The following is a 21011-nucleotide window of genomic DNA, read 5'->3' as shown; positions in this document are numbered from 1 at the left end:
TGATCAGACCCCATCACACGGGCAGCAGCAACAGTCGCAGTCACAACAGTCGCAGCAGCCGGGGTCACACCCGTCGCAGTCGAACAGGTTCTCGCGGCGCTTGTCGCTCCACGGGCCGGGGAACGGGTCGCGGCAGCAGAACTGGCACGTCCCGCACATGTAGAGGAACGCCCCACACCCCGTGAAGCAGCCACGCGGCTGCGGCTGCCAGTTCAGCTGCGGATACGCCCACAGCCCGCTGCCAGGATCCGACCAGCGGGGCTCGTCCGGCTGCTCGTCCGGCTGCTCGTCCTCGCCGAACGCCCGGATGATCGACTCCGCCAGCTCGTGCACCAGCAGCTTGTGCACGAGCCGCGCGTCGGTGAACTCGGCCTCGTCGAGCGCCAGCCGGATGCCCGTCACGGCGTCCAGGCACAGCCGATGTGCCTCGGCCACCGACGTCCCGGTGGCGAGCAACGGGTTCCACGCACCGGACGCGCGGTCGGACTCCAGGTCCTCCGCGGCGTCGATCAGGTGCGCCACCCGTCCGAACAGCCGCCCCACCTCGCGCAACGGCTCGACGTTGCCGGGCCGCCCGGCGATCACCGCGGTCTGCGCGACGGCGAACCCGGTCGCGGTCTCCGTCGGCTCGGTCACCACCAGCACCGAGCTCCCCAGCCCCGCGGCCGCCTCGACGAGAGGCTGCCGCCGCACCGAGTCGATCATCAGCGAGGCGTCGAACCCGAGGTCGGACGCCGTCCCGACACCCTTGGCAGCCCAGCGCCGCGCCACCGCGCGCCCGGCCCAGCCGACCCGGCCGGCGAGCCCGTCCCCGTCGTCCACGTGGTCGTGGATCTTCAACGACGCCAGCACCAGCGACACCGACGCCGCCAGCCGCGCCCCGGACCCGACGGCCACGTCCGCGGACTTCATCCCCCGCAACGCGCACGGTCCCGCAGACCGCCGCGAGAGGCCGCTCTGCGCCTCCACCATCGCCGAGATCATCAGCCCGTCGTAGTTGGTCACGAGCCGCGAGAGATGACCGTGCTCGTCGCGCAACGCCAGGCACATGCCACACAGGTGCGCGAGCCACGCGGACCGCAGCTCAGCGCCCATTCTGTTGCGGCAGGGGCGGATGATCCCGAACATGCGCGGCATCCTAAGTGGCCGGACGCGCCGGTGATGGCAGTATCGGCGACGTGGCACACATCCATCCGCCGAAGATCGAGTACTTCGACCTGGACGCCAAGAGCAACACCGATCCCAAGGGGCAGTTGAGGAGCGTCGACGAGTACCGCCTCACCCCGACGGGCCTCTACATGTTCCGGCCGCTCGCGGGGCACCCGAAGATCAGCCACTTCGAGAGCTGGTTCCTGCCCAAGCTCAACCTCCGCGTCACGCGCCAGTCCTGGCACCCGGGCCACCAACTGGACTTCGACTTCTACGTCGACGTCGTGGAGATCAACGCGATCGGGAGCGTGTGGAAAACAACCGATCTGTACCTCGATCTGATCGTCCGAACGGGTCACAGCGTCAACGTTCTGGACACGGACGAGTTGATCGCCGCAGTTCAGCACAACCTGATCACACCGGAACGCGCGCAATGGGCGCTGGAAACCACCTACTCAGCGGTGTCGGGAATTTCAGCGCACGGTCACGATGTGGTCAGGTGGCTCACCTCTTCGGGTTGTCCCACCACATGGCGTTGATACACAGAGTGTGTTCGTCATCTGACCGTGACGTAACGAATCGACCCGGCGTGTAACTGGGCGCACTTATTTGACTACCCTCGGCGCCGTGGGAGCGGTCACTACACCTCAGCTGGTCGACGTCATCGACACGATTTCGGGCGTGCGCACTTATTCGTCCGGTGGCACGCGGACCCTCAGTTCGTGCGACGTCGAACGGTGGGGTTTGCGGATCCAACATCCCACCCCGGAAGACCCGTTCTCCGACGCCGAGGTCACCTGGCTGCTGCCCGAACTGGGCCTGCGCCTCACGACCTACCGCGCCCGCTCCCGCCACGCCCGCAGCGGCCCGAGCGTGCTCTCCGCCGTGCGCGTCGAGCGCGACCACCGCCACTGGCAGACCACCGACCTGTTGCTGGGCCTGGCAGTTCCCGGCGGCACCACCGCCCGCATCGTCCGCAGCGAGGAGTTCGCCGCCGCCGTGGCAGGCCGAGTCCTGCGCCCCGGCGACGCCGACCAGGCCCTGCGCACGGTCCACCGCACCCTCGAAGAGCTCAGCAACGTCAACCACAACCTCACGAGCTGGCTGACGTGGCAGGGCATCTACGACACCTGGCCGCCCTTGTAAGCCGCAACGCGCGCGACGGCCGCCTCCATCCACGGCTCCTTCGCCTCACCGTAGGCGAAAGCCCCGGAGTCGGCCGCAAACCGTTGGGACAGCTCGAGCTTCAGCTCCGCGTACTCCGCCCGCGCCGCCGCGTCGTGCCGCAGCCAGTCGCGAAAATCGATCGCCCACCGCCAGTTGGGCGCCCCTTCCACCCGCAGGTGCAGGTTGACCCGCCGTCCGGGATCGGCCCCGGCGTGCAGCCGCTTGCTCCAGTCGCCGTCACCACGAGGCGTGTCCTCATACGGCCCCACGTACGGAAACCCGGCCTGCGCCAACGTCTCCCGCAACGAGTCGGCCGCCGCCATGTCCTCCACGGCGAGCTGGAAGTCCAGCACGTCCTTCGCCGCCAGCCCGGGCACCGCGGTGGACCCGATGTGCTCGACCCGCCGCCCACCGGCGGCCACGCTGATCCGCCGGGCGATCCGCCGTGCCTGAGCGGGCCACCGCCCGTCGTACGGCACGACAATCGGCGGTCCGGACGCGTACGACTGCGTCCGCACGTTCTTCTCGAACCCGACCAGCCGATCCCACAACCCGGTGACGTCCGGAACCTCACCGCTGTTGTCCAGCCACACGTCCGCAACAGCCCGCCGCTGCTCATCCGTGGCCTGCGCGGCAATCCGGTTCTCCGCGTCCCGCCGATCCATCCCCCGGCTGCCGACCAACCGCCGCAGCCGGGTCTCCACGTCCGCGTACACGACGATCACCAGGTGGTACACGGCCGCGATGTCCCGCTCCACCAGCAACGGGATGTCGTGGACGACGATCGCGTCCTCAGGCGCCTCAGCCATCCGCTGCCCGGTCAACGCCCCGATCCGCGGATGCGTGATCGAGTTGAGCGTCTGCCGAGCCTCCTCGCTGACGAACGCCTTGGCCGCCAACGCCGCCCGATTCAACGTGCCGTCGCCGTTCAGCACGTCGTCCCCGAACGCCTTGACGACCTCCCGAAGCCCTTCGGTCCCGGGCTCCAGCACCTCACGCGCGAGCTTGTCCGCATCGATCACGACCGCGCCCTTGTCGGCGAGCAGCTTCGCGATCGTCGACTTGCCGGACCCGATTCCCCCGGTCAACCCCACCCTGAGCATGCCGCACAGGCTAGACCGGAGGCGTCATGGCCTGCTGAGCGAGTACCGGCAGCACCGCCATGAGCCGGGCCTGCGGGAGGAAGTTGTTCCGGTTGCGCACCACGAACGTCGACTTCCCGAGCGACCCGATGAGCAACTGCTCGTCCTTGCCCTCGATCAACGTCCCCTTCTGCTTCCCGACGTCGACCTCGGTGATCTTCGCCCCGTCCTGCCGCTCAGCCTCGACGCTCTCGGTGACCCGAGTACGAGCCGTCAACTCGTCCACGTACGTCGACAGCCCAATCACGATCTTCGCGTCGTCAAGCCCGCGCTTCTCGGGAATCCCGTAGTAGCAGTCGATCTTCCCGGTCTTCCCGATCGACGGCTCCTTGATCCCGATGATGATCCGAGGCTCGCCGGGCAACTCCTGCCCGACCGTCGCGTTCATGACCTCAACCGGCACCACGAGCTCGCAGTCGTCCGGCAGCGGCCGATCCACCATCACCGGCACCCGCGACGGCTTGGTGGGCGGGGTGATCTTCGGGATCTGCGGTGGCGGCGCCTGGGTCTGCGGCGCCGGAGACGAGCAGCCCACGCAGACCGACAGCGCAACCGCGCCAAGCACCACCACAGCGAACTTGTTCCCACGCATAGGTTTGCCAACCTACACAACGGGGTTCGGCCTCCACCACAGAGTGAACGGGTGGCGTCTCCGAGCGTTCGGCGTCGCGGTGGATGAAGGGCGCCTTCATCCACCTGACGTCGATGAAGGCGCCCTTCATCGACAACGAGGCGCGACCGGAACGGCCGGGCACGACGACAAAGGCCCCCGCACCGCAAGGGTGCAGGGGCCTTGGTCAGATCAGGCCAGGCGGACTCACATGCCGCCGGACAGCTTCTCCCGAAGCGCGGCGAGCTGCTCGTCCGAAGCCAGCGTGCCACCGGACTGAGCCGGCGCACCCACCGAGGTGGTGCCGGAGACGTCGCCACCCGAGGTGTAGTTGCCCGCACCCTCGGCGGACGCCTCCTCCTCGGCCTCGGCGGCCTTGCGGATCTGCTTCATGTGGGCCTCGTAACGAGTGTGGGCCTCGGCGTACTGACGCTCCCACTCCTCACGCTGCTTGTCGAAGCCGTCCTGCCACTCCTGGGTCTCCGGGTCGAAGCCCTCGGGGTAGATGTAGTTGCCCTGGTCGTCGTACTCGGCGGCCATGCCGTACTGGGTCGGGTCGAACTCGGTGTCGACCGTGAAGCCCTCGTTGGCCTGCTTGAGCGACAGCGAGATGCGGCGACGGTCGAGGTCGATGTCGATGACCTTGACCATGACGTCGTCGCCGACCTGGACGACCTGCTCCGGGATCTCGACGTGGCGCTCGGCCAGCTCGGAGATGTGGACCAGGCCCTCGATGCCCTCGTCGACGCGGACGAACGCGCCGAACGGAACCAGCTTGGTGACCTTGCCCGGCACGATCTGGCCGATCGCGTGGGTGCGGGCGAACTGGCGCCACGGGTCTTCCTGGGTCGCCTTCAGCGACAGGGAGACGCGCTCGCGCTCCATGTCGACGTCGAGGACCTCGACCGTGACCTCCTGGCCGACCTCGACGACCTCGGACGGGTGGTCGATGTGCTTCCAGGACAGCTCCGAGACGTGGACGAGACCGTCGACGCCACCCAGGTCCACGAAGGCACCGAAGTTGACGATCGAGGACACGACGCCCTTGCGGACCTGGCCCTTCTGCAGCTGGTTGAGGAACTCGCTGCGGACCTCGGACTGGGTCTGCTCCAGCCACGCGCGGCGGGACAGGACCACGTTGTTGCGGTTCTTGTCCAGCTCGATGATCTTCGCCTCGAGCTCGCGGCCGACGTACGGCTGCAGGTCGCGGACGCGACGCATCTCGACGAGCGAGGCGGGGAGGAAGCCGCGGAGGCCGATGTCGAGGATGAGACCACCCTTGACGACCTCGATGACCGTGCCGCGGACCGGCTCGTCCTTCTCCTTGAGGGCCTCGATGGTGCCCCAGGCGCGCTCGTACTGGGCGCGCTTCTTGGAGAGGATCAGGCGGCCTTCCTTGTCCTCCTTCTGGAGAACAAGAGCCTCGACCTCGTCACCGACGGAGACAACCTCGGCGGGATCGACGTCGTGCTTGATCGACAGTTCGCGCGAGGGGATGACGCCCTCGGTCTTGTAGCCGATGTCGAGCAGGACCTCGTCCCGGTCGACCTTGACGATCGTGCCCTCAACGATGTCGCCGTCGTTGAAGTACTTGATCGTCTTGTCGATAGCAGCGAGGAAGTCCTCCTCCGTCCCGATGTCGTTGATCGCGACCTGCTTCGGCGCAGCGGCAACGGGGGCGGTGGTGGTGTCGGTGGACATTAGGTAGGTGGCTCCGGTACGGATTGGCATTAATGAGTGGTAGTGGTGCGCGCGCAGCGTCGCAGCGACCTGGAATCCCGACCGTTCTGGATCATGGGCAGCACTAACCCACTACGCACGCGATATCGTACGCGGCCGCCAGACGCGCAAGCAAACCAGCCCCCATGTGAAGGAGCAGTGTGTCCAACCAGCACGCGAGCGCGGAGCAAGCGCTCGGCACCGCCGGCATCGTCAAGCGCGGGGCGGACGCCGCCGAGTCACGCGCGGCGAACCGCGTCTGGTGGGACGCCGACGCCGACGACTATCACGAGACGCACGGCGACTTCCTCGGCGCGGCCGACTTCGTCTGGTGTCCGGAGGGCCTGCGTGAGGAGGAGACCGGCTTCCTGGGCGAAGTCGCTGGTCGGAGCATCCTGGAAGTCGGCTGCGGCAGTGCGCCGTGCGCGCGCTGGCTCAAGGCCAACGGTGCGGACGTCACCGCGCTCGACATCTCCGAGGGCATGCTCCGGCACGCCCGCGAGAACAACGCGAGGACCGGCATCGAGGTCCCGCTCGTGCAGGCCAGCGCCGACCAGCTGCCGTTCCGGAGCGGCACCTTCGACGCCGCCTGCTCGGCGTTCGGCGCCGTGCCGTTCGTGGCGGACGTCGAGGAGGTCTTCGGCGAGGTCGCCCGCGTGCTCAAGCCGGGCGCGAGGTGGGTGTTCGCCGTGAATCACCCGATGCGGTGGATCTTCCCGGACGACCCCGGCCCGCTCGGACTCACGGTCACGCAGTCGTACTTCGACCGCACCCCCTACGTGGAGGTCGACGCCGAGGGCCACGCCACCTACGTCGAGCACCACCGCACGCTCGGCGACTACGTGAAGGCCCTCACGAACACCGGCTTCGTGCTGGAAGACCTCGTCGAACCCGAGTGGCCGAAGGGGCACACCCGCGTCTGGGGCCAGTGGAGCCCGCTGCGGGGCAGGCTGTTCCCCGGCACCGCGATCTTCCGCACACGCCTGACGTCGTAATCTCAACGCCCATGACCCCGGCACGCGGACTAGTGGCGGCCCAGTCGGCTCGTTTCACCTCACTGGACCCGTTGCTCCCGGCCGCCGCCGAGCCGCCGACGGACGGGCACGTCATCACGGCGGCGCTCGCGGACGGCACGCGGGTGGCCGGGGTCATCAGCCACAAGACGTTCGACGAGCACTCGACGACCCGGCTGTGGTCGACCGCGCAGGTGTGGGAGCTGCTGCCGCTGATCGGCACCTCACAGGGCATGGACGCGCTGCTCACGCGCTTCCGCCAGCACCTCGACACGCATGAGACGGGCGACGACGACAGCGCGTGCGTGGTGCATTGGCCGAGCCGCGACACCAGAGCCGCACGCGCGTTCCTCGACCACGGCATGGTGCCGCTGTCCGTGCTCGCCGTGCGCCTGCGGACTCCCCCGGCCCGCGTCCCGCGCACGCTGACGATCCGCCGCGCCACCCCGCACGACCTGGACAGCGTGCTGGAGCTGGCGCTGGCGGAACTGGAGTACTCGTCGTTCGTCGGCTCCACGATCGTCCGCCCGGAAGCGCGCGCCATCAAGCAACGCGCGCTGGCCGAGCGCCTGGCCAACGCGAGCCCCATCTGGCTCGCCGAGCGCGACGGCATCGCGGTCGCGCTGGCCGAGTGCGCGATCGTGTCGTCCGAGCCCGGCTCGATGGCCGCGACGAGGCTGCCGCGCGGCCGCTGGGGCTATGTGAACTGCCTCTCGGTGCTGCCCGGCGCCCGCGGCACGGGCATCGGCCAGCAGCTGGTCGCCTACGCCCACCATGAGCTGCACCGGATGGGCGCGGTCGGCACGTACCTCTACTACAACCCGCCGAACCCGTTGAGCAGCGTCTTCTGGCCGCGCCAGGGCTACCGGCCGTTGTGGACCGTGTGGGAAGTACGTCCGGCATCCGCCCTCAGGTGAACTATGTCCGACTTGCCACCGAGCCGAGCCTGCGCCAGAATTTGTACTGACCGGTCAGTTTAAACGGAAGGTGAACCCGTGGAGATCCGCGCAGAACGCGCAGGCGTCAACGGAGCACATGGTCCACTGCTCCGGCCGACCTCGCTGGTCGTGAAGCCGGGCGAGCTGACGCTGGTCGCGGGCGAGCCCGGAACCGGTCACACGGCGCTCGGCCTGCTGCTCTCCGGCCGCATGAAGCCCTCGACCGGCACGGTGTCGCCGGACGCCAAGACGCTGCGCAAGCAGGTCGTGCTGGTCGACGCCCCCGAGGTGAACGAGCCGGAGGAGGCGCTGACGCTGGCCGCCGTCGTCGGCGAGGAGCTCGCGATGAACCGCATGCCCTCCGGCAAGAAGGCGGTGCACGACTGGTTGGTCGAGCACGGCGCCGAAGAGCACGCCACCAAGCGCTTCGAGCACGTGCCGGCGCACACGCGGTGCGCGGTGATGCTCGAACTGGCCTCCGAACGCCCCGGCGTCACCACGCTCGTCCTCGACTGCCCGGACCGCTACCACCCCGACCCGCGCGAGTGGTTCGCCCTGGCGCAGACCTACGTGACCCCCGAACGGTCCGTGGTCGCCCTCTGCTCGAACACCTCCGCCCACATCCTCGACATCCCGCACGCGCGCCTTGGTGAGGACAACGACGACACCAAGATGGAGATCACCGCATGAGCGCCCTTCGCATGGCCTTCAACGAACTTCGCCGGATCACGTCCGGCACCCTGCCCAAGCTCGCAGTCGTCGCGCTCTCGCTGGTGCCGCTGCTCTACGCGTCGCTTTACCTGTACGCAAACAAGGACCCGTACGCGAACCTCCACAACGTCCCGGCCGCGCTGGTCGTGAAGGACAAGGGCACCAAGGACCTCAACGCCGGCAAGAACGTCGGGGACGAGCTGCTGAAGGGCAACAAGTTCAACTGGCACCTCGTCGACACCGTCGACGAGGCCGACGAGGGCGTGCGGAAGGGCAAGTACATCTTCGCCCTGACGCTGCCGGAGGACTTCTCCGAGGCGCTCACGTCCGCCGAGCAGAACAAGCCGCGCCAGGGCGTGCTGACGCTGACCACCAACGACGCCAACAACTACCTGGGCAGCACGATCGCGAACCAGGTCGTCGCCGAGGTCCGGCGCGCCGTGACCGCGAAGGTCTCCACCGAGGCCGCGGACAAGTTCCTGCTCGGTTTCTCCACGATCCGCGAGGAGACCACCAAGGCCGCCGACGGCGCGACGAAGCTCGCGGACGGCGCTGCTCAGCTGCGTGACGGCGTGAACGAGCTCGACAAGGGCCAGCACCAGCTGCTCGACGGCGCCACGCAGGCCGCGAGCGGCGCCGCGCAGCTCCGCGACGGCACCCACCAGCTGCGTTCGCAGACCGCGCCGCTGCCCGACAGCACCCGTCAGCTCGCGAACGGCGCGCGTCAGGTCGCGAACGGCAACGAGACCGCGGCACGCCAGGCCGAGGAGTACGCGCAGAAGGCGCAGGCGCTGGTCGGCGTGCTCGACCAGGCCAACGGCGACATCGCGAACCGCTTGCGCGCACTGGGTTTCACCGAGGACCAGGTGCAGCGCGTCATGTCCACGATCGGCCAGGTGCGCAAGCCGGTCGACGACGCCAACGGCAAGGTCCAGGGCGCGTCGAGCGACCTGCGCAAGCTCGCGAACGGCGCGGACCAGGTGGCAGACGGCGCCGAACTGCTCGCCTCGAAGATGCCCGCCCTCGTCGACGGCATCGGCAAGCTCGACGACGGTGCCACGAAGCTCGCGGACGGAACGGCCCAGCTGCGCGACGGCGAGCAGAAGGCCGTCGACGGCACCACCAAGCTCAAGGACGGCGCGAACCAGCTCGCCGACGGTTCGGCCCAGCTGCGCGACGGCCTCAACGGCGGCGTGAACAAGATCCCGAACGCGGACGACCCGACCCGCGCGGCGATCGCGCAGGCCATCGGTGACCCGGTGGCGGTGAAGGGCCTGTCCCAGACGAAGGCCGCCACCTACGGCGCGGGCCTGGCACCGTTCTTCCTCGGCCTCGCAACGTGGATCGGCGCGTTCGTGCTCTTCCTGCTGCTGCGTCCGTTGTCACGCCGTGCGCTCGCCGCCGGTCAGTCCTCGCTGCGGGTGGCGTTGGGCGGATGGCTGCCGGGTGCGTTGCTGGGCATCGTGCAGGTGCTCGTGATGTTCACGGTGGTGCGGTTCGTGGTGGACATCGTGCCGTCGAACCCGTTGGGCACGTTCGGTTTCCTCGTGCTTATGTCGCTGACGTTCGTCGCGATCCTGCACGCCCTGAACGCCGCGTTCGGTGCCGTGGGCAAGTTCCTCGGCCTGATCCTGCTGATCCTGCAGCTGGTCAGCGCCGGCGGCACGTTCCCGTGGCAGACGATCCCGGTGCCGCTGTACCCGCTGCACTACGGCCTGCCGATGGGCTACGCGGTCGACGGTCTGCGCCACCTGATGTACGGCGGCGACCTGGGCAGCGTCGGACACGACGCGCTGATCCTTCTCGCCTGGCTGGTCGGAGCCCTAGCCTTGTCCTCCGTGGCGGCCTACAAGCAGCGGGTGTGGACACCGTCGAAGCTCAAGCCGGAGCTCGTCCTGTGAGCGCGCGGACGACGGCGACCAGGCAGAAGCTCTTCGACGCGGCGTTGAAGCTGGTCGGCGAACGGGGCGCGGCCTCGGTGACGGTCGACGAGATCGCCGCGGAGGCGGGCGTCGCCAAGGGCACGATCTACTACAACTTCGCGTCGAAGGACGCGTTGGTCGAAGCCCTGCTGCGCCACGGTGTGGAGATCCTCGCGGGCCGGCTGCGGTCCGCGGAGACCGCCGACGACTCACTGGAAGCGCTGGTCGACGAGATGCTCGGCTTCTGGGCCGAGTACCCGGCGTTCGGCCAGCTGCTGGTCTCCGAACTGTGGCGCACGCCGGGTCAGTGGCACGGCACTCTCTCGTTGCTGCGCGACGACATCGTGTCGATCGTGAAGAGTCAGATGAAGCGCCTCGCCGACGCGGACCGGCTCCCCGACGGGGTCGAGGTCGGCACCGCGTCGGCGGCGTTGTTCGGCACCCTGCTCGTGATCGCCCTGGACTGGCAGGTGTTCCAGCCGGAGCGGTCACGGGCGGAGGTGCGCGAGTCGGTCATGCACCTGGTGCGGGGGCTGGGACCGGCTCGGTGACGGCGTGCTGGGCGTCGTTGATCTTCCGGATGATCTGGATCGCGAGCACCGCGGCCGCGACGGTCGCCGCCGTCGAGAGCGTCGACCACACGGCCTGGTCCGTCTGGAGCCTGGCGCCGACGTAGGCCAGCACGAACGACACGATCCAGCACGACCACCACGCGGTGACGAGGCCGCTCCTGGGCCTCAGCTGCAGTGCCAGCGTGCCCTGGCTGCGGTCCGACGCACGCCAGATGTCGTGCATCACGGCCTGCGGGACGAACAGGTTCACGATCGGGATGAGCCAGCCGAGGATCACCCACATCGGTGCCCACTTGTGCTGGTGCCTGGACGCGGTGGCGTGGGAGTTGAGCCGCGCCCAGTACATCCACACGATGAACGTGATGCCCGCCAGCACGTAGGCGACCAGCCAGATCCACAGCAGCATCAGCAGCGCCGCCACCGCCGCCGCCTGGGCCGCAGTGCCCTCGACGTGGTCTGTCACCACCGAGCCCAGGGTCCAGTCCGCGACCGTGTTCACGATGTCGAGCACCACCGTGATGACGATCAGGATGATCGCCGCGGTACCGATTCCGCGCACGGGTCTGAAAGCCTCGTTGCTCACTGAAAGTCCCCCCAAGAAACGTACGTCCCCCGACGTCGCGGCGGAGCGTACAGCCTCAACGCCCGATCGAGCGATGTGTTTGGTCGTGCGGGGCTAAAAGGCCGCCGGTACGAACGAAGGCATGTCGAAACCGCTACGCATCCTCGCCGCGCTGCTCGCGTGCGCCGCGCTCACGACGTCCCCCGCGCTCGCCGCGGAGCCCGCGAAGGCCAGCGCCACCTTCGAGGAGAAGCTGTTCTCGCCCGTCGACGGTGTCCTCGACTTCGAGGAGACGACCGGCGGCATCAAGGTCAGCGGCCAGTTCAAGAAGGGCTTCTCCTCCGACCGGCCGGACGACTACCAGCTGCAGGTCCTCGACAACGCGGCGGTGGTCGTGGACTTCACCAAGGAGTTCCGGGCGACCGCGGAGATCACCTCGCCGAAGGTCGAGAAGTTCGAGTTCACCACCAAGACCAAGCAGAAGATCGCCGACATCCGCAACGAGGACGTGGTGGTCCGTCAGCTCGTGGACGTGGCCGCGGGCATCAAGGTGCAGGCCGAGATCGGCCGCGCGAAGGTCGTCAAGTAGCGGTCAGCGGGCGTCCTCGTGGTGCAGCGAGGGCGCCCGCCCCTCCAACGCCCGTTCGACGGCCTCCAGCACCGCACGGCTCGTGCGCAGGGCGGCGTCGTGGGCGAAGTGGCCGAGCAGCACCTGCTGCGTCGGATGCGGCAGGACCGGGTCCGGTACCGGCGCGTGCGTGTGCACCTCCACCACCGGCGCGTTATCGGCGAGAAGGTGCTGCACGGCCCGCAGCACGTCCACGCGGTAGCTGTCGTGCACCCACGCGACCAGCAGGTTCACCGGTCGCCCGGCGAGCTCGTACTCGACCTCGGACGCCAGCTCCGCCGGCTTGGTCCAGTCGGCTTTGATCCACGTCGGACGGTGACCGCGCGAGATCGACGCACGCGCCGCACGTCCCGGACCGTCGTCGGCCATCAGGGGCCGGGTCCGCGACGGCAGCACGACCTGCCAGCCGCGTTCGACCAGCCGTGCCGCACATCCGGCCAACATCCCGGTTCCGCCGAGCACCAGCGCCGTTCTCACCGAGCACGCTCCCGTCCGACCGAGGCCAGCGGCCCTGCCAGCCACCGCTCCACCTGCCCCTGCCCGCGCAACCGCACGACCACGACCTGGTCGACCAGGGCGAGCACCCTGGCCCGGTTGCGCCGGTAGGTCTTCGGGCCCCACCGCAGAATGTGCTCGGAGTCGGTGAACGCCGACCACAACGACGGTTCCTGGTTACCGTTCCACAACTCCACCCTGCGCGCGCGACGTCTGATCGTGCGACTGACGAGCCGTGCCATCACCATCGCGAACGGGTGATCGAGCCACACCAACGTGTCCGCACGGGCCAGCAGCTCGCGCCGCACCTCCTTGTACTGGAACTCGGTGACCCAGTGGCCGTCGTCCGCGAACGCCGCGACCTCCGCGCGGAACTCCGGGCGCGGCGTCCACTGTGGACCCCAGTAGAGGCTGTCGAGCTCGATCCGCCGCAGGCCGCGCTGCTGCGCGATGCGCAGGCAGAGGGTCGACTTGCCGGAACCGGTGTTGCCGGCGACGAGGATGCGCCGGGGCACGTGCGGCAGCGGATCAGCTGGTCCGAGCAACGGCATCGGGCCAGGGTAGTGCCATCACAACATCAAAACAGGGCCCCCGGAAACCCGGAGGCCCTGCTTCGCGAACAACGTCAGAGAGCGGTGACGTTCGTCGCCTGCGGGCCCTTCTGGCCCTGCGTGACGTCGAAGGTGACCTTCTGGTTCTCCTCCAGGCTGCGGTAGCCGCCGCCGTTGAGGGCCGAGTAGTGGACGAAGACGTCAGCGCCGCCGTCCTCGGGGGCGATGAAGCCGAAGCCCTTTTCGGCGTTGAACCACTTGACGGTGCCGTTGGTCATGTACTGCTCCTTCAATGCTGAAGAGCGTGCCGCACTTTGCGGCCGCTCCGTGGTTGGTCGAGAGCCGACCTGCCCCTACCGCGAAGAAGGAGAAGCGCTCGCAACTGAAGTTTGGCGAGCGTGAAATGACACGAACACAAAACCACAACCAGGAGACAGTCTACCCCATGTCGCCGGAAAGCTACCGGCGCTTCCGCACCGGCACCGCGAACCGCTGCTGCATGAGCGACACACGCCACACGAGGAAGCACGCGAGGCCGGCCGCGACGAGCGCGCACAGCGTCGACAGCGTGGAAAACACCACGTAGACGGGGGTGTCGAGCATCAGCGACTCAAGGATGTCGCACGACACCATCGCGAGGAACGCGTACTGCCACGGCTTGATCAACGGGCTGGCCACCCGCTGGTCGAACGGCACGTCGCGCTGCGCCGGGTCGGAGGCCCGCCACACGTCCGGCATCATCCGCACGCCGTGCAGGGCGATGGCCTCGGCGTTGTGGGTCGCGTTGCGGAACCACAGCACGAACGCCACGCCCGCGGGGATGAGGAGCATGATGGCGAGGAAGCTCCACGAGGACGAGCCGCCCCGCCAGTCGTTGATCGTGCCCCACACGGAGGCGACGGCGACGAGCACGATGAGGCCCTGGCTGACGTATCCCGTCAGCCGGACGTCCCTCAAGTCGATGTAGGTGTCCAACGCAACTCCCCGAACGAGCGGACCCGGCGGGAGACTACCGCCCGAAACCGCAGCCCAGCTCGCTGAAAGTCGCGACCTTCTCCGCGGCGCGCACGACGACCTCGTCGATGCCGTCCAGCACGTACCGGTCGACGACGCGGCGGGCGGGCACCAGCGGCACGTCCGCCTTGGCGCACGCCTCGACGACCGACGTGAACGCCCGCGCGGCCGCGAGAGGCGCGACGAGCGGTTCCCCGGTCTGGCGGTGCCGGATGAGGTTCTCCAGGAGGTCGACCCGGGGCGGCACGGCCATGCGGTGGTCGTTGACCGTCAGCCGGTCCTCGTCGTACCACCACACGGCCTGCCCCAACGAGCCGTGCACCAGCACGACCGGTGGCAACGATGTCGACGCACAGAGCGTCGTCGCCACCACGACGGGTGGTGCGCCATCGGCCGTGACGCGTACGCACGCCGTGTCGTCGGCGGTGATCGTGTCGCGGCACCGGAACAGCTCCAGCTCGATGCCGATGTCCGTGCGTTCCTCGACGTCGGCCAGCAGCAGCGCGTTCTGCACGGCGTGCGCGAACGGGTTCACCAGCGTCCCGTCCTCGCCCTGCCGTCCCGCCCACGCGGCCCGCTCGTAGTAGGTGTCCGTGCGCACCCAACGGCCGGCGGCGCCGATGCCCGCGATGTCGCCCAACGCACCGGACCCGATCAACGAGCAGAGCCTCCGGTACGACCCGCGGCCCTGCGCCTGGAACCCCACCTGGCAGACCAGCCCGCGTTCGGCGGCGGCCGCGGAGATCTCGTCGAAGTCCGCCACGGTCAGCAGCGCCGGCTTCTCCACCAGCACGTCACACCCCAGCGCGAACGCACTCAGCACCAGGTCGCGGTGGGTCGCGGGAGGCGAGGAGATCACCACGACCTCGGGGTGCAGTTCGGTGGCCAGCGACGGCAGGTCGGGGTAGGACGGCACCGGCACGTCGACGTCCGCGACGTCGACGACGCCCACGAAGGTCGCGACCCCGTCGTGCCCGAGCCGGAGCAGGTTCTCCACGTGCCGCGCCCCATGCCCACGTGCACCGACCAGCGCAACGCGCATCGTCCCTCACCCTTCTCGGGTGGACTCCGCCGCCAGCGCGAGCGGTCCGGCGATCACCAGCGCCAGCGGAGGCAGGGCCCACACCAGCACACCGGCGACCACCAACGCGGCCATCAGCATCGGCCGAGGTGCCTCGAATTTCAATGCGCCGCGCCATCCGAGACGTGCTTGATCAAGCAGGAGCGCACCGAAGGCCGCCGAAGCGAGCAACACCCCGCCGCGAACGAACCACGGCGCCGGCATCACCGTGACCACGAGCAGCACGTCCACCACCAGCACCACCCACAGCACCGCGAACACCAGTCCCGGCACCCACCGCACCCGCAGCAGTGACCAGAACCTTCCGGCCGGAAGACCGCCCCGCAGGACAGCGCATCCCGCCCCGAAGGCCGAGCAGGCGGTCACGAGCGGGAGTGAGGCCACGAACACGAACAGTCCCACCAACAAAGTGTCGGCGAGTGTTTCGAGACGTTCGCGGGTCATCCCTTCAGCCCCGTCGTGGCCACCCCGGCGACCAGGAACCGCTGGAACGCCAGGAAGAACAGCCCGATCGGCACCAGCGACAGCACCGACATGGCGAACATCGGCCCGTACGAGGACGACGACGTCTGGTCGATGAACAGCCGCAGCCCCATCGGGATCGTGTAGTTCTCGGTCGACGACAGGTAGATCAGCTGCGAGAAGAAGTCGTTCCAGGTCCAGATGAACGTGAAGATCGCCGTCGTCACCATCGCCGGCCGGGACAGCGGCAGCACCACGTACCGGTAGTTGCGGACCGGCCCGCAACCGTCGATCTTCGCCGCCTCGTCCAGCTCGTGCGGAATGCCGCGCATGAACTGCACCATCAGGAACACGAAGAACGCGTCGGTCGCCAGCAGCTTCGGCAGGATCAGCGGCACGAACGTGTCGATCATCTCCAGGTGCTGGAACACCACGTACTGCGGGATCAGCGTGACGTGAGCCGGCAGCATGATCGTGAGCAGCGCGAACGCGAACAGCGGGCCGCTGAGCCGGAACCGCAGCCGGGCGAACGCGTAGGCGGCGAGCGAGCACGACACCACGTTCCCGATCACCGCGCCGGACGCCACGATCGTGGAGTTGCCGAGGAACGTCCAGAACGACTCACCGCCCGCGCCTTCCAGGGCACCTCGATACCCGTCCGCGGTGATCCTGCCGGGGAACAGCGAACGCAGGTGCGCCACCAGGTCCTCGACCGGGGTCAGCGACGCCGAGAGCAACCACACGATCGGGTACAACACCAGGGCCAGTGCGGCCAGGCACAGCACAACGACTCCGGCCCGCCTCATCGTTCGTCTCCGTAGAAGACCCAGTACCGCGAAGTCCGGAACAGCACCGCGGTGATCACCGCGATCGCCACCAGCAGCACCCACGCCATCGCCGACGCGTAACCCATTCGGAACTCCGTGAACCCACGTTCGTACAGGTAGAGCGTGTAGAACAGGGTCGAGTCGGCGGGCCCGCCCCGCCCGCCGCTCACCACGAACGCCTGCGTGAACGCCTGGAACGCGTGGATCGTCTCCAGCACCAGGTTGAAGAACAGCACCGGCGACAGCATCGGCAGCGTGATCGACCACAGCCGCCGCCACCAACCCGCGCCGTCGACCGCGGCCGCGTCGAACAGGTCGCGCGGGATCTGCTGCAACCCGGCCAGGAAGATGACCATCGGCGCACCGAACTGCCACGCGGACAACAGCACGATGGTGAGCAACGCGTGGTCCGGCGTGTCGACCCAGGTGTCGAAGATCGCCCGCCACGCGAGCGCCAGCCCGACCGACGCGCCCAGCAGCGAGGGCGCGTAGAAGGCCGAGCGGAAGAACGCCTGTCCCTTGCCGCGCAACGAGTTCAGCAGCAACGCGACGGCCAGCGCGAGCACCAGCTTCAACGGCACCGACCACGCGACGTACCGCAGCGTCACGCCCACCGAGCGCAGGTAGCGAGGGTCGTCGCCGAAGAGCTTGGCGTAGTTGCCGAGGCCGACCCACTTCGGTGGGTTGAACAGGTCGTAGTCGGTGAACGACAGGTACAGCGACACGACCATCGGCGCGACGGTGAGGCCGATCGCGCCGAGCAGCCACGGCCCGAGGAACAGGTACGCGACGCCCTGCGACCGACTCGGCCGCCGAGGGGGCGCGCCCTCGGCGGCCGGCTTCACCGGTGCGGAAGACACCCGCTCGGCGAGCACCACGGCGTCAGCTCAACGCCTGTTCGGCGTCTTTGAAGAACTCGTCGGCCGCCTGGTCGATCGTCTTCTTGCCGAACACGATCTCCTCGTGCTTGCGCTGCATCAGCTTGTAGACGGCACCGTCGCCCTTCGGCGGCGCGGGCGGCGCGTCGCCGAGCTTCGCGTCCACCGCCTTCTCGTAGTCGAAGATCACCTTGTTGGCACCGCCGAGGTTCTGCGCCACGGCCTCGCGGATCTTCAGGTTCGCCGGCAGCCCGCGGTTCGCGCCGAGGATCTTGCCCGCGTCGGGGTCGTTGAGCAGGAAGTCGATCAGCTTGACCGCCGCGTCCTTGTTCTTGGTGCGGGCGGAGGCGCTGATCAGCTGTGACGGCTTGCGGTACGAACCCAGCGCCTCCTTGCTGTCGCTGGGGTACGGGCCGAGCTTGAGCTCGTCCGGCCGCACGGTGTTGTAGCCGCCGTAGAGGCTGTCGTAGGTGTGCTCGGACGCGGACAGCTTCTTGCCCATCGGCGTCTGCTCGGCACCGGCGTTCAGCGTGGTCACCAGCTCCGGCGGCGTGGTGGCGTTGCCGTCGCGGAAGTCCTTGGAGAGCTGCCAGAACGCCTTCAGGTCGTCCTTCGAGTACCCGAGCTTGCCGTCCTCGGCGTAGAGCTTCTTGCCGTGCTGGCGCAACCAGGTCTCGAAGACGTCCTCGGTGCCGCCGAAGTCCGTGGCGCCCGCGATCTTGCCGCCGGTGCTCGCCTGGATCTTCGCCGCACGTTCCTCGTAGTCGGCCCAAGTCCAGCCGAGTTCGGGCGCTTTGACACCGGCCGCGTCGAAGAGCTTCGGGTCGTAGACGATCGCGGTGGCGTTCTGCGCCAACGGCATCGCGACCTGCTTGCCGTTCAGCTTGCCGCTGCCGATGAAGCCGGAGTTCCAGTCGCTCGTGCGGATCTCCTTGCCCACGTACGGGGTGAGGTCGAGCAGCACGTTGCGGCCCGCGTACTCGTTGAGGTAGCGGTAGTCCATCTGGATCACGTCCGGCGCGTTGCCGCCCGCGATCTCGGTGGAGAGCTTCTCGAAGTAGTTCTGGAAGTTCTGGAACGACGTCGAGACCTTGATGTTCGTGTTGCGGCTCTCGAACAGCCGCACCGCCTCGTTGGTCACCTTGGCGCGGTCGTCGTTGCCCCACCAGATGAAACGGATCTCGGCCTGACCGCTGCCGCCTCCCGAACCGCACGCGCTCGCCGCCAGCGCGGTGCACAGCAGCAAGCCCACAACCCCGTGCGCTTTCACAGCTCTCCTATCGAAGGTCGATGACGTCGACGACGCGGACCGGTTCCCCGGTCTCGAAGCTGCGGTTGGCGGCGAAACCGGTCAGCAGCGAGAGGGTGCCGTCGTAGTGCGTTGCCTTGCGTCCCAACGGGTCTTCCTGCCCGGGCGGCCCGTACAGCGCGTCCACCATGCGCTGGTCGGCGCCGCCGTGACCGTCCCGGTCGTACTCCACCGGGACCTCTTCCCGTTCCTCGAACAGCCGTTGCACCGACAGCTTCGCCCACCCGTCCTCCGGGTTGGCGTTGACGCCGTGCACGGTCGGGTGCCGGCTCGACACCCAGGAGTTCTCGACGACCTCCAGTTCGAGACGCCCCTTGCTGCCGTTGACCATCAACCGGTAGCCCTCCCACGGCGAATAGGCCGTGAGGTGGTAGGTCAGGTTCACGCCGTCGGCGTACCGGACGATCACCGACATGTCGTCCTCGATGGACACACCGGGCTCGAACGGGTTCTGGTCGCGGCGATACCCGTCCTCGTGCTGTGCGTCGAGGTAGAGCTTCCTGAGCCAGTCGTTCTGCTCCAGCTTCAACGCGAACCGCTCGTCGTCGGTGTAACCGTGAAGCTTGCCGTTCTCGTCGCCGTAGAAGAACAACCGGCCGTGCGCGTAGACCGTCTCCGGAATCGAGCCGACCCACCAGTTGAGCAGGTCGAAGTGGTGCGTCGCCTTGTGCACCATGAGACCACCGGAGTTGGCCTTGTCGCGGTGCCAGCGGCGGAAGTAGTCGGCGCCGTGCCGGGTGTCGAGCAGCCACTCGAAGTGCACCGACCCGATCTCGCCGACCGCGCCTTCCGCGAGCAGCTCGCGCACCTTCTCGTGGATCGGGTTGTAGCGGTAGTTGAACGTGACGGTGACGTTGCCGTCGTTGCGGTGCACCGCGTCCAGGATCTTGCGCGCCGACGGCACGTCCGTCGTCATCGGCTTCTCCGTCACGACGTCACGACCGGCGTCGAGCGCTTCCACGACATAGGTGACGTGGTGCCGGTCGACGGTCGTCACCACGACCACGTCGACCTGCTGCTCGTCGAGCATCCTGAGGAAGTCGCTCGCGTCGTACGCGGGAACCGGCTCGACCCCCTGTGCCACGAGCCGGTCGTTGTGGACGTTCATCCGGGTGCGGTTCACGTCGGCGAACGCGACGAGCTGACAGGTGGCCGCGTGCTCGACCGCGATGGCGTGGATGTGCCGCTCCGCCCGTGCTCCCGTGCCGACCACGGCGTAGCGCCTGCGGACCATCGCAAACCTCCCCGGTAAACGGTTTCCCCACGCTAGCCGCACCGGCCCTGACCTCGTCAAGGGTTCGCGAAAACGTTTTCGGCTGTTTCATGGACGTGAACCCCGATGATGGCCTCATGCCCACTCCCGTAGTGCTCGACTGCGATCCCGGACACGACGACGCCATCGCGATTCTGCTGGCCGCCGGAGCGCCCGGGATCGACCTGCGCGCGATCACGACCGTCGCCGCGAACCAGACGTTGGACAAGGTCACCCTGAACGCCCAGCGCATCTGTTCGGCGGCCGGAATCTCGGTGCCGATCGCACGCGGGTGCGCCCGGCCGCTGGTGCGGCCGCTGCACGTGGCGGAGGACATCCACGGCGAGTCCGGAATGGACGGACCGGCGTTCGGCTCGGTTTCCGTTGGAGTGGTTGAGGATCACGCAATCGACGTGATGCATGCGGCAATGCCGGCGACTTTGGTCGCGACAGGTGCGTTGACGAACGTGGCTTTGTACTTGCAGCGCTACGGAACGGCCGCGGTACGCGAGATCGTGTTGATGGGCGGGTCGACCGGGCGCGGCAACACGACGCCGTACGCGGAGTTCAACATCTACGTCGACCCCGAGGCCGCGGAGATCGTCTTCTCCAGCGGCGTGCCGGTCACGATGATCGGGTTGAACGTGACGCACCAGGCGCTGGTCACGCCCGCAGTTGTGGCGCGGTTGAACGCCTTGGGCCCGCTCGGGCAGATCTGCGGGGACCTGATGACGTTCTTCGCGGCGACCTACCGCGAGGTGTTCGGGTTCGAGGCGCCACCGCTGCACGACCCGGTCGCGGTCGCGCGAGTGATCGATCCGACGCTGGTGACGTGTGTCGAGGCGTTCGTGGGCATCGAGACGGTCGGCGCACTCACGCGTGGCGCGACCGTCGTGGATCTGCACGGGCGGCTGGGCCGGGAACCCAACGCGCGGGTCGCCGTCGGGCTCGACGTGGACCGGTTCTTCGACCTGGTCGTCGACGCTGTGGGAGGGCTCACGTAACAGCG

Annotated in this window: 24 protein-coding genes; 9 read left to right on the top strand and 15 right to left on the bottom strand. The window is 68.3% G+C overall.

Going from position 1 to position 21011, the window contains the following annotated elements; genetic code table 11:
• Nucleotides 1-3: 3 nt before the first annotated feature.
• Entirely contained in the window at nucleotides 4-1128 is a 1125-nt protein-coding gene (locus tag ABZV40_RS05525) for a DUF5685 family protein (RefSeq protein WP_355436245.1), read from the bottom strand.
• A gap of 14 nt (nucleotides 1129-1142) precedes the next feature.
• Between ABZV40_RS05525 and ABZV40_RS05520 the strand changes: the two genes are divergently transcribed.
• Together ABZV40_RS05520 and ABZV40_RS05515 are read left to right on the top strand one after the other, a co-directional pair.
• Nucleotides 1143-1688, top strand: coding sequence for a DUF402 domain-containing protein (locus ABZV40_RS05520; protein WP_355436242.1), 546 nt, complete (start codon nucleotides 1143-1145; stop codon nucleotides 1686-1688).
• An 88-nt stretch (nucleotides 1689-1776) separates the two neighbouring features.
• Nucleotides 1777-2295: a hypothetical protein gene (locus tag ABZV40_RS05515; protein ID WP_355436240.1), complete on the top strand. Its 519-nt coding sequence runs from the start codon at nucleotides 1777-1779 to the stop codon at nucleotides 2293-2295.
• Here ABZV40_RS05515 and coaE read toward each other — a convergent pair.
• From coaE to rpsA, 3 genes are all read right to left on the bottom strand, one after another.
• Nucleotides 2271-3419: a dephospho-CoA kinase gene (gene coaE / locus ABZV40_RS05510; protein WP_355436237.1), complete on the bottom strand. Its 1149-nt coding sequence runs from the start codon at nucleotides 3417-3419 to the stop codon at nucleotides 2271-2273. The genes ABZV40_RS05515 and coaE overlap by 25 nt on opposite strands.
• A gap of 10 nt (nucleotides 3420-3429) precedes the next feature.
• Nucleotides 3430-4023, bottom strand: coding sequence for a hypothetical protein (locus tag ABZV40_RS05505; protein WP_355436234.1), 594 nt, complete (start codon nucleotides 4021-4023; stop codon nucleotides 3430-3432).
• A 252-nt stretch (nucleotides 4024-4275) separates the two neighbouring features.
• Entirely contained in the window at nucleotides 4276-5769 is a 1494-nt protein-coding gene (rpsA, locus tag ABZV40_RS05500; RefSeq protein WP_355436231.1) for a 30S ribosomal protein S1, read from the bottom strand.
• A 179-nt stretch (nucleotides 5770-5948) separates the two neighbouring features.
• On the opposite strand from rpsA, the gene ABZV40_RS05495 reads away from it, so the two are divergent.
• The 5 genes from ABZV40_RS05495 to ABZV40_RS05475 all read left to right on the top strand — a co-directional run bounded on the left by ABZV40_RS05495 (nucleotide 5949) and on the right by ABZV40_RS05475 (nucleotide 10922).
• Complete coding sequence (locus ABZV40_RS05495) at nucleotides 5949-6782, top strand: class I SAM-dependent methyltransferase (protein WP_355436227.1); 834 nt, start codon at nucleotides 5949-5951, stop codon at nucleotides 6780-6782.
• A gap of 11 nt (nucleotides 6783-6793) precedes the next feature.
• Nucleotides 6794-7717, top strand: coding sequence for a GNAT family N-acetyltransferase (locus ABZV40_RS05490; protein WP_355436224.1), 924 nt, complete (start codon nucleotides 6794-6796; stop codon nucleotides 7715-7717).
• Between the two features lie 78 nt (nucleotides 7718-7795).
• Nucleotides 7796-8428, top strand: a complete 633-nt coding sequence (locus ABZV40_RS05485) for a hypothetical protein (protein ID WP_355436222.1) — start codon at nucleotides 7796-7798, stop codon at nucleotides 8426-8428.
• Nucleotides 8425-10350: a YhgE/Pip domain-containing protein gene (locus tag ABZV40_RS05480; protein WP_355436219.1), complete on the top strand. Its 1926-nt coding sequence runs from the start codon at nucleotides 8425-8427 to the stop codon at nucleotides 10348-10350. The genes ABZV40_RS05485 and ABZV40_RS05480 overlap by 4 nt, the downstream gene beginning before the upstream one ends.
• On the top strand, nucleotides 10347-10922 hold the full coding sequence (locus ABZV40_RS05475; protein WP_355436217.1) for a TetR/AcrR family transcriptional regulator: 576 nt from the start codon (nucleotides 10347-10349) through the stop codon (nucleotides 10920-10922). Before ABZV40_RS05480 ends, ABZV40_RS05475 begins: the two co-directional genes overlap by 4 nt.
• Here ABZV40_RS05475 and ABZV40_RS05470 read toward each other — a convergent pair.
• Nucleotides 10885-11526, bottom strand: coding sequence for a DUF4328 domain-containing protein (locus ABZV40_RS05470; protein WP_355436214.1), 642 nt, complete (start codon nucleotides 11524-11526; stop codon nucleotides 10885-10887). The two genes, ABZV40_RS05475 and ABZV40_RS05470, sit on opposite strands and share 38 nt — an antisense overlap.
• Before the next feature lie 121 nt (nucleotides 11527-11647).
• Here ABZV40_RS05470 and ABZV40_RS05465 point away from each other — a divergent pair, with 121 nt between their 5' ends.
• Complete coding sequence (locus tag ABZV40_RS05465) at nucleotides 11648-12094, top strand: hypothetical protein (RefSeq protein ID WP_355436211.1); 447 nt, start codon at nucleotides 11648-11650, stop codon at nucleotides 12092-12094.
• Nucleotides 12095-12097: 3 nt separating this feature from the next.
• Here the strand turns inward: ABZV40_RS05465 and ABZV40_RS05460 are convergent, their stop codons facing one another.
• From ABZV40_RS05460 to ABZV40_RS05415, 10 genes are all read right to left on the bottom strand, one after another.
• Entirely contained in the window at nucleotides 12098-12610 is a 513-nt protein-coding gene (locus ABZV40_RS05460; protein ID WP_355436208.1) for a hypothetical protein, read from the bottom strand.
• Complete coding sequence (locus ABZV40_RS05455) at nucleotides 12607-13179, bottom strand: AAA family ATPase (RefSeq protein WP_355436205.1); 573 nt, start codon at nucleotides 13177-13179, stop codon at nucleotides 12607-12609. Before ABZV40_RS05455 ends, ABZV40_RS05460 begins: the two co-directional genes overlap by 4 nt.
• Nucleotides 13180-13253: 74 nt before the next feature.
• Nucleotides 13254-13457: a cold-shock protein gene (locus ABZV40_RS05450; protein WP_355436203.1), complete on the bottom strand. Its 204-nt coding sequence runs from the start codon at nucleotides 13455-13457 to the stop codon at nucleotides 13254-13256.
• 181 nt (nucleotides 13458-13638) lie between these two features.
• Entirely contained in the window at nucleotides 13639-14154 is a 516-nt protein-coding gene (locus tag ABZV40_RS05445) for a hypothetical protein (protein ID WP_355436200.1), read from the bottom strand.
• Between the two features lie 34 nt (nucleotides 14155-14188).
• On the bottom strand, nucleotides 14189-15235 hold the full coding sequence (locus tag ABZV40_RS05440) for a Gfo/Idh/MocA family oxidoreductase (RefSeq protein ID WP_355436198.1): 1047 nt from the start codon (nucleotides 15233-15235) through the stop codon (nucleotides 14189-14191).
• Between the two features lie 6 nt (nucleotides 15236-15241).
• A complete protein-coding gene (locus tag ABZV40_RS05435; protein WP_355436194.1) occupies nucleotides 15242-15676 on the bottom strand; it encodes a hypothetical protein in 435 nt (144 codons plus the stop codon).
• Between the two features lie 38 nt (nucleotides 15677-15714).
• On the bottom strand, nucleotides 15715-16542 hold the full coding sequence (locus tag ABZV40_RS05430) for a carbohydrate ABC transporter permease (RefSeq protein ID WP_355436191.1): 828 nt from the start codon (nucleotides 16540-16542) through the stop codon (nucleotides 15715-15717).
• Nucleotides 16539-17408 (bottom strand): sugar ABC transporter permease, encoded by an 870-nt coding sequence (locus tag ABZV40_RS05425; RefSeq protein WP_355436592.1) that lies wholly within the window; start codon nucleotides 17406-17408, stop codon nucleotides 16539-16541. Before ABZV40_RS05425 ends, ABZV40_RS05430 begins: the two co-directional genes overlap by 4 nt.
• Before the next feature lie 37 nt (nucleotides 17409-17445).
• Complete coding sequence (locus ABZV40_RS05420; protein WP_355436188.1) at nucleotides 17446-18711, bottom strand: extracellular solute-binding protein; 1266 nt, start codon at nucleotides 18709-18711, stop codon at nucleotides 17446-17448.
• 7 nt (nucleotides 18712-18718) lie between these two features.
• Complete coding sequence (locus ABZV40_RS05415) at nucleotides 18719-19984, bottom strand: Gfo/Idh/MocA family oxidoreductase (protein WP_355436186.1); 1266 nt, start codon at nucleotides 19982-19984, stop codon at nucleotides 18719-18721.
• 116 nt (nucleotides 19985-20100) lie between these two features.
• On the opposite strand from ABZV40_RS05415, the gene ABZV40_RS05410 reads away from it, so the two are divergent.
• Nucleotides 20101-21006: a nucleoside hydrolase gene (locus ABZV40_RS05410; protein WP_355436183.1), complete on the top strand. Its 906-nt coding sequence runs from the start codon at nucleotides 20101-20103 to the stop codon at nucleotides 21004-21006.
• Nucleotides 21007-21011 lie beyond the last annotated feature (5 nt).

The sequence above is a fragment of the Lentzea sp. NPDC004782 genome (assembly GCF_040609115.1).
Lineage (GTDB): Bacteria > Actinomycetota > Actinomycetes > Mycobacteriales > Pseudonocardiaceae > Lentzea.
The sequence above is the reverse complement of the archived record's forward strand: the minus strand, read 5'-3'. Positions and strand labels throughout refer to the sequence as shown.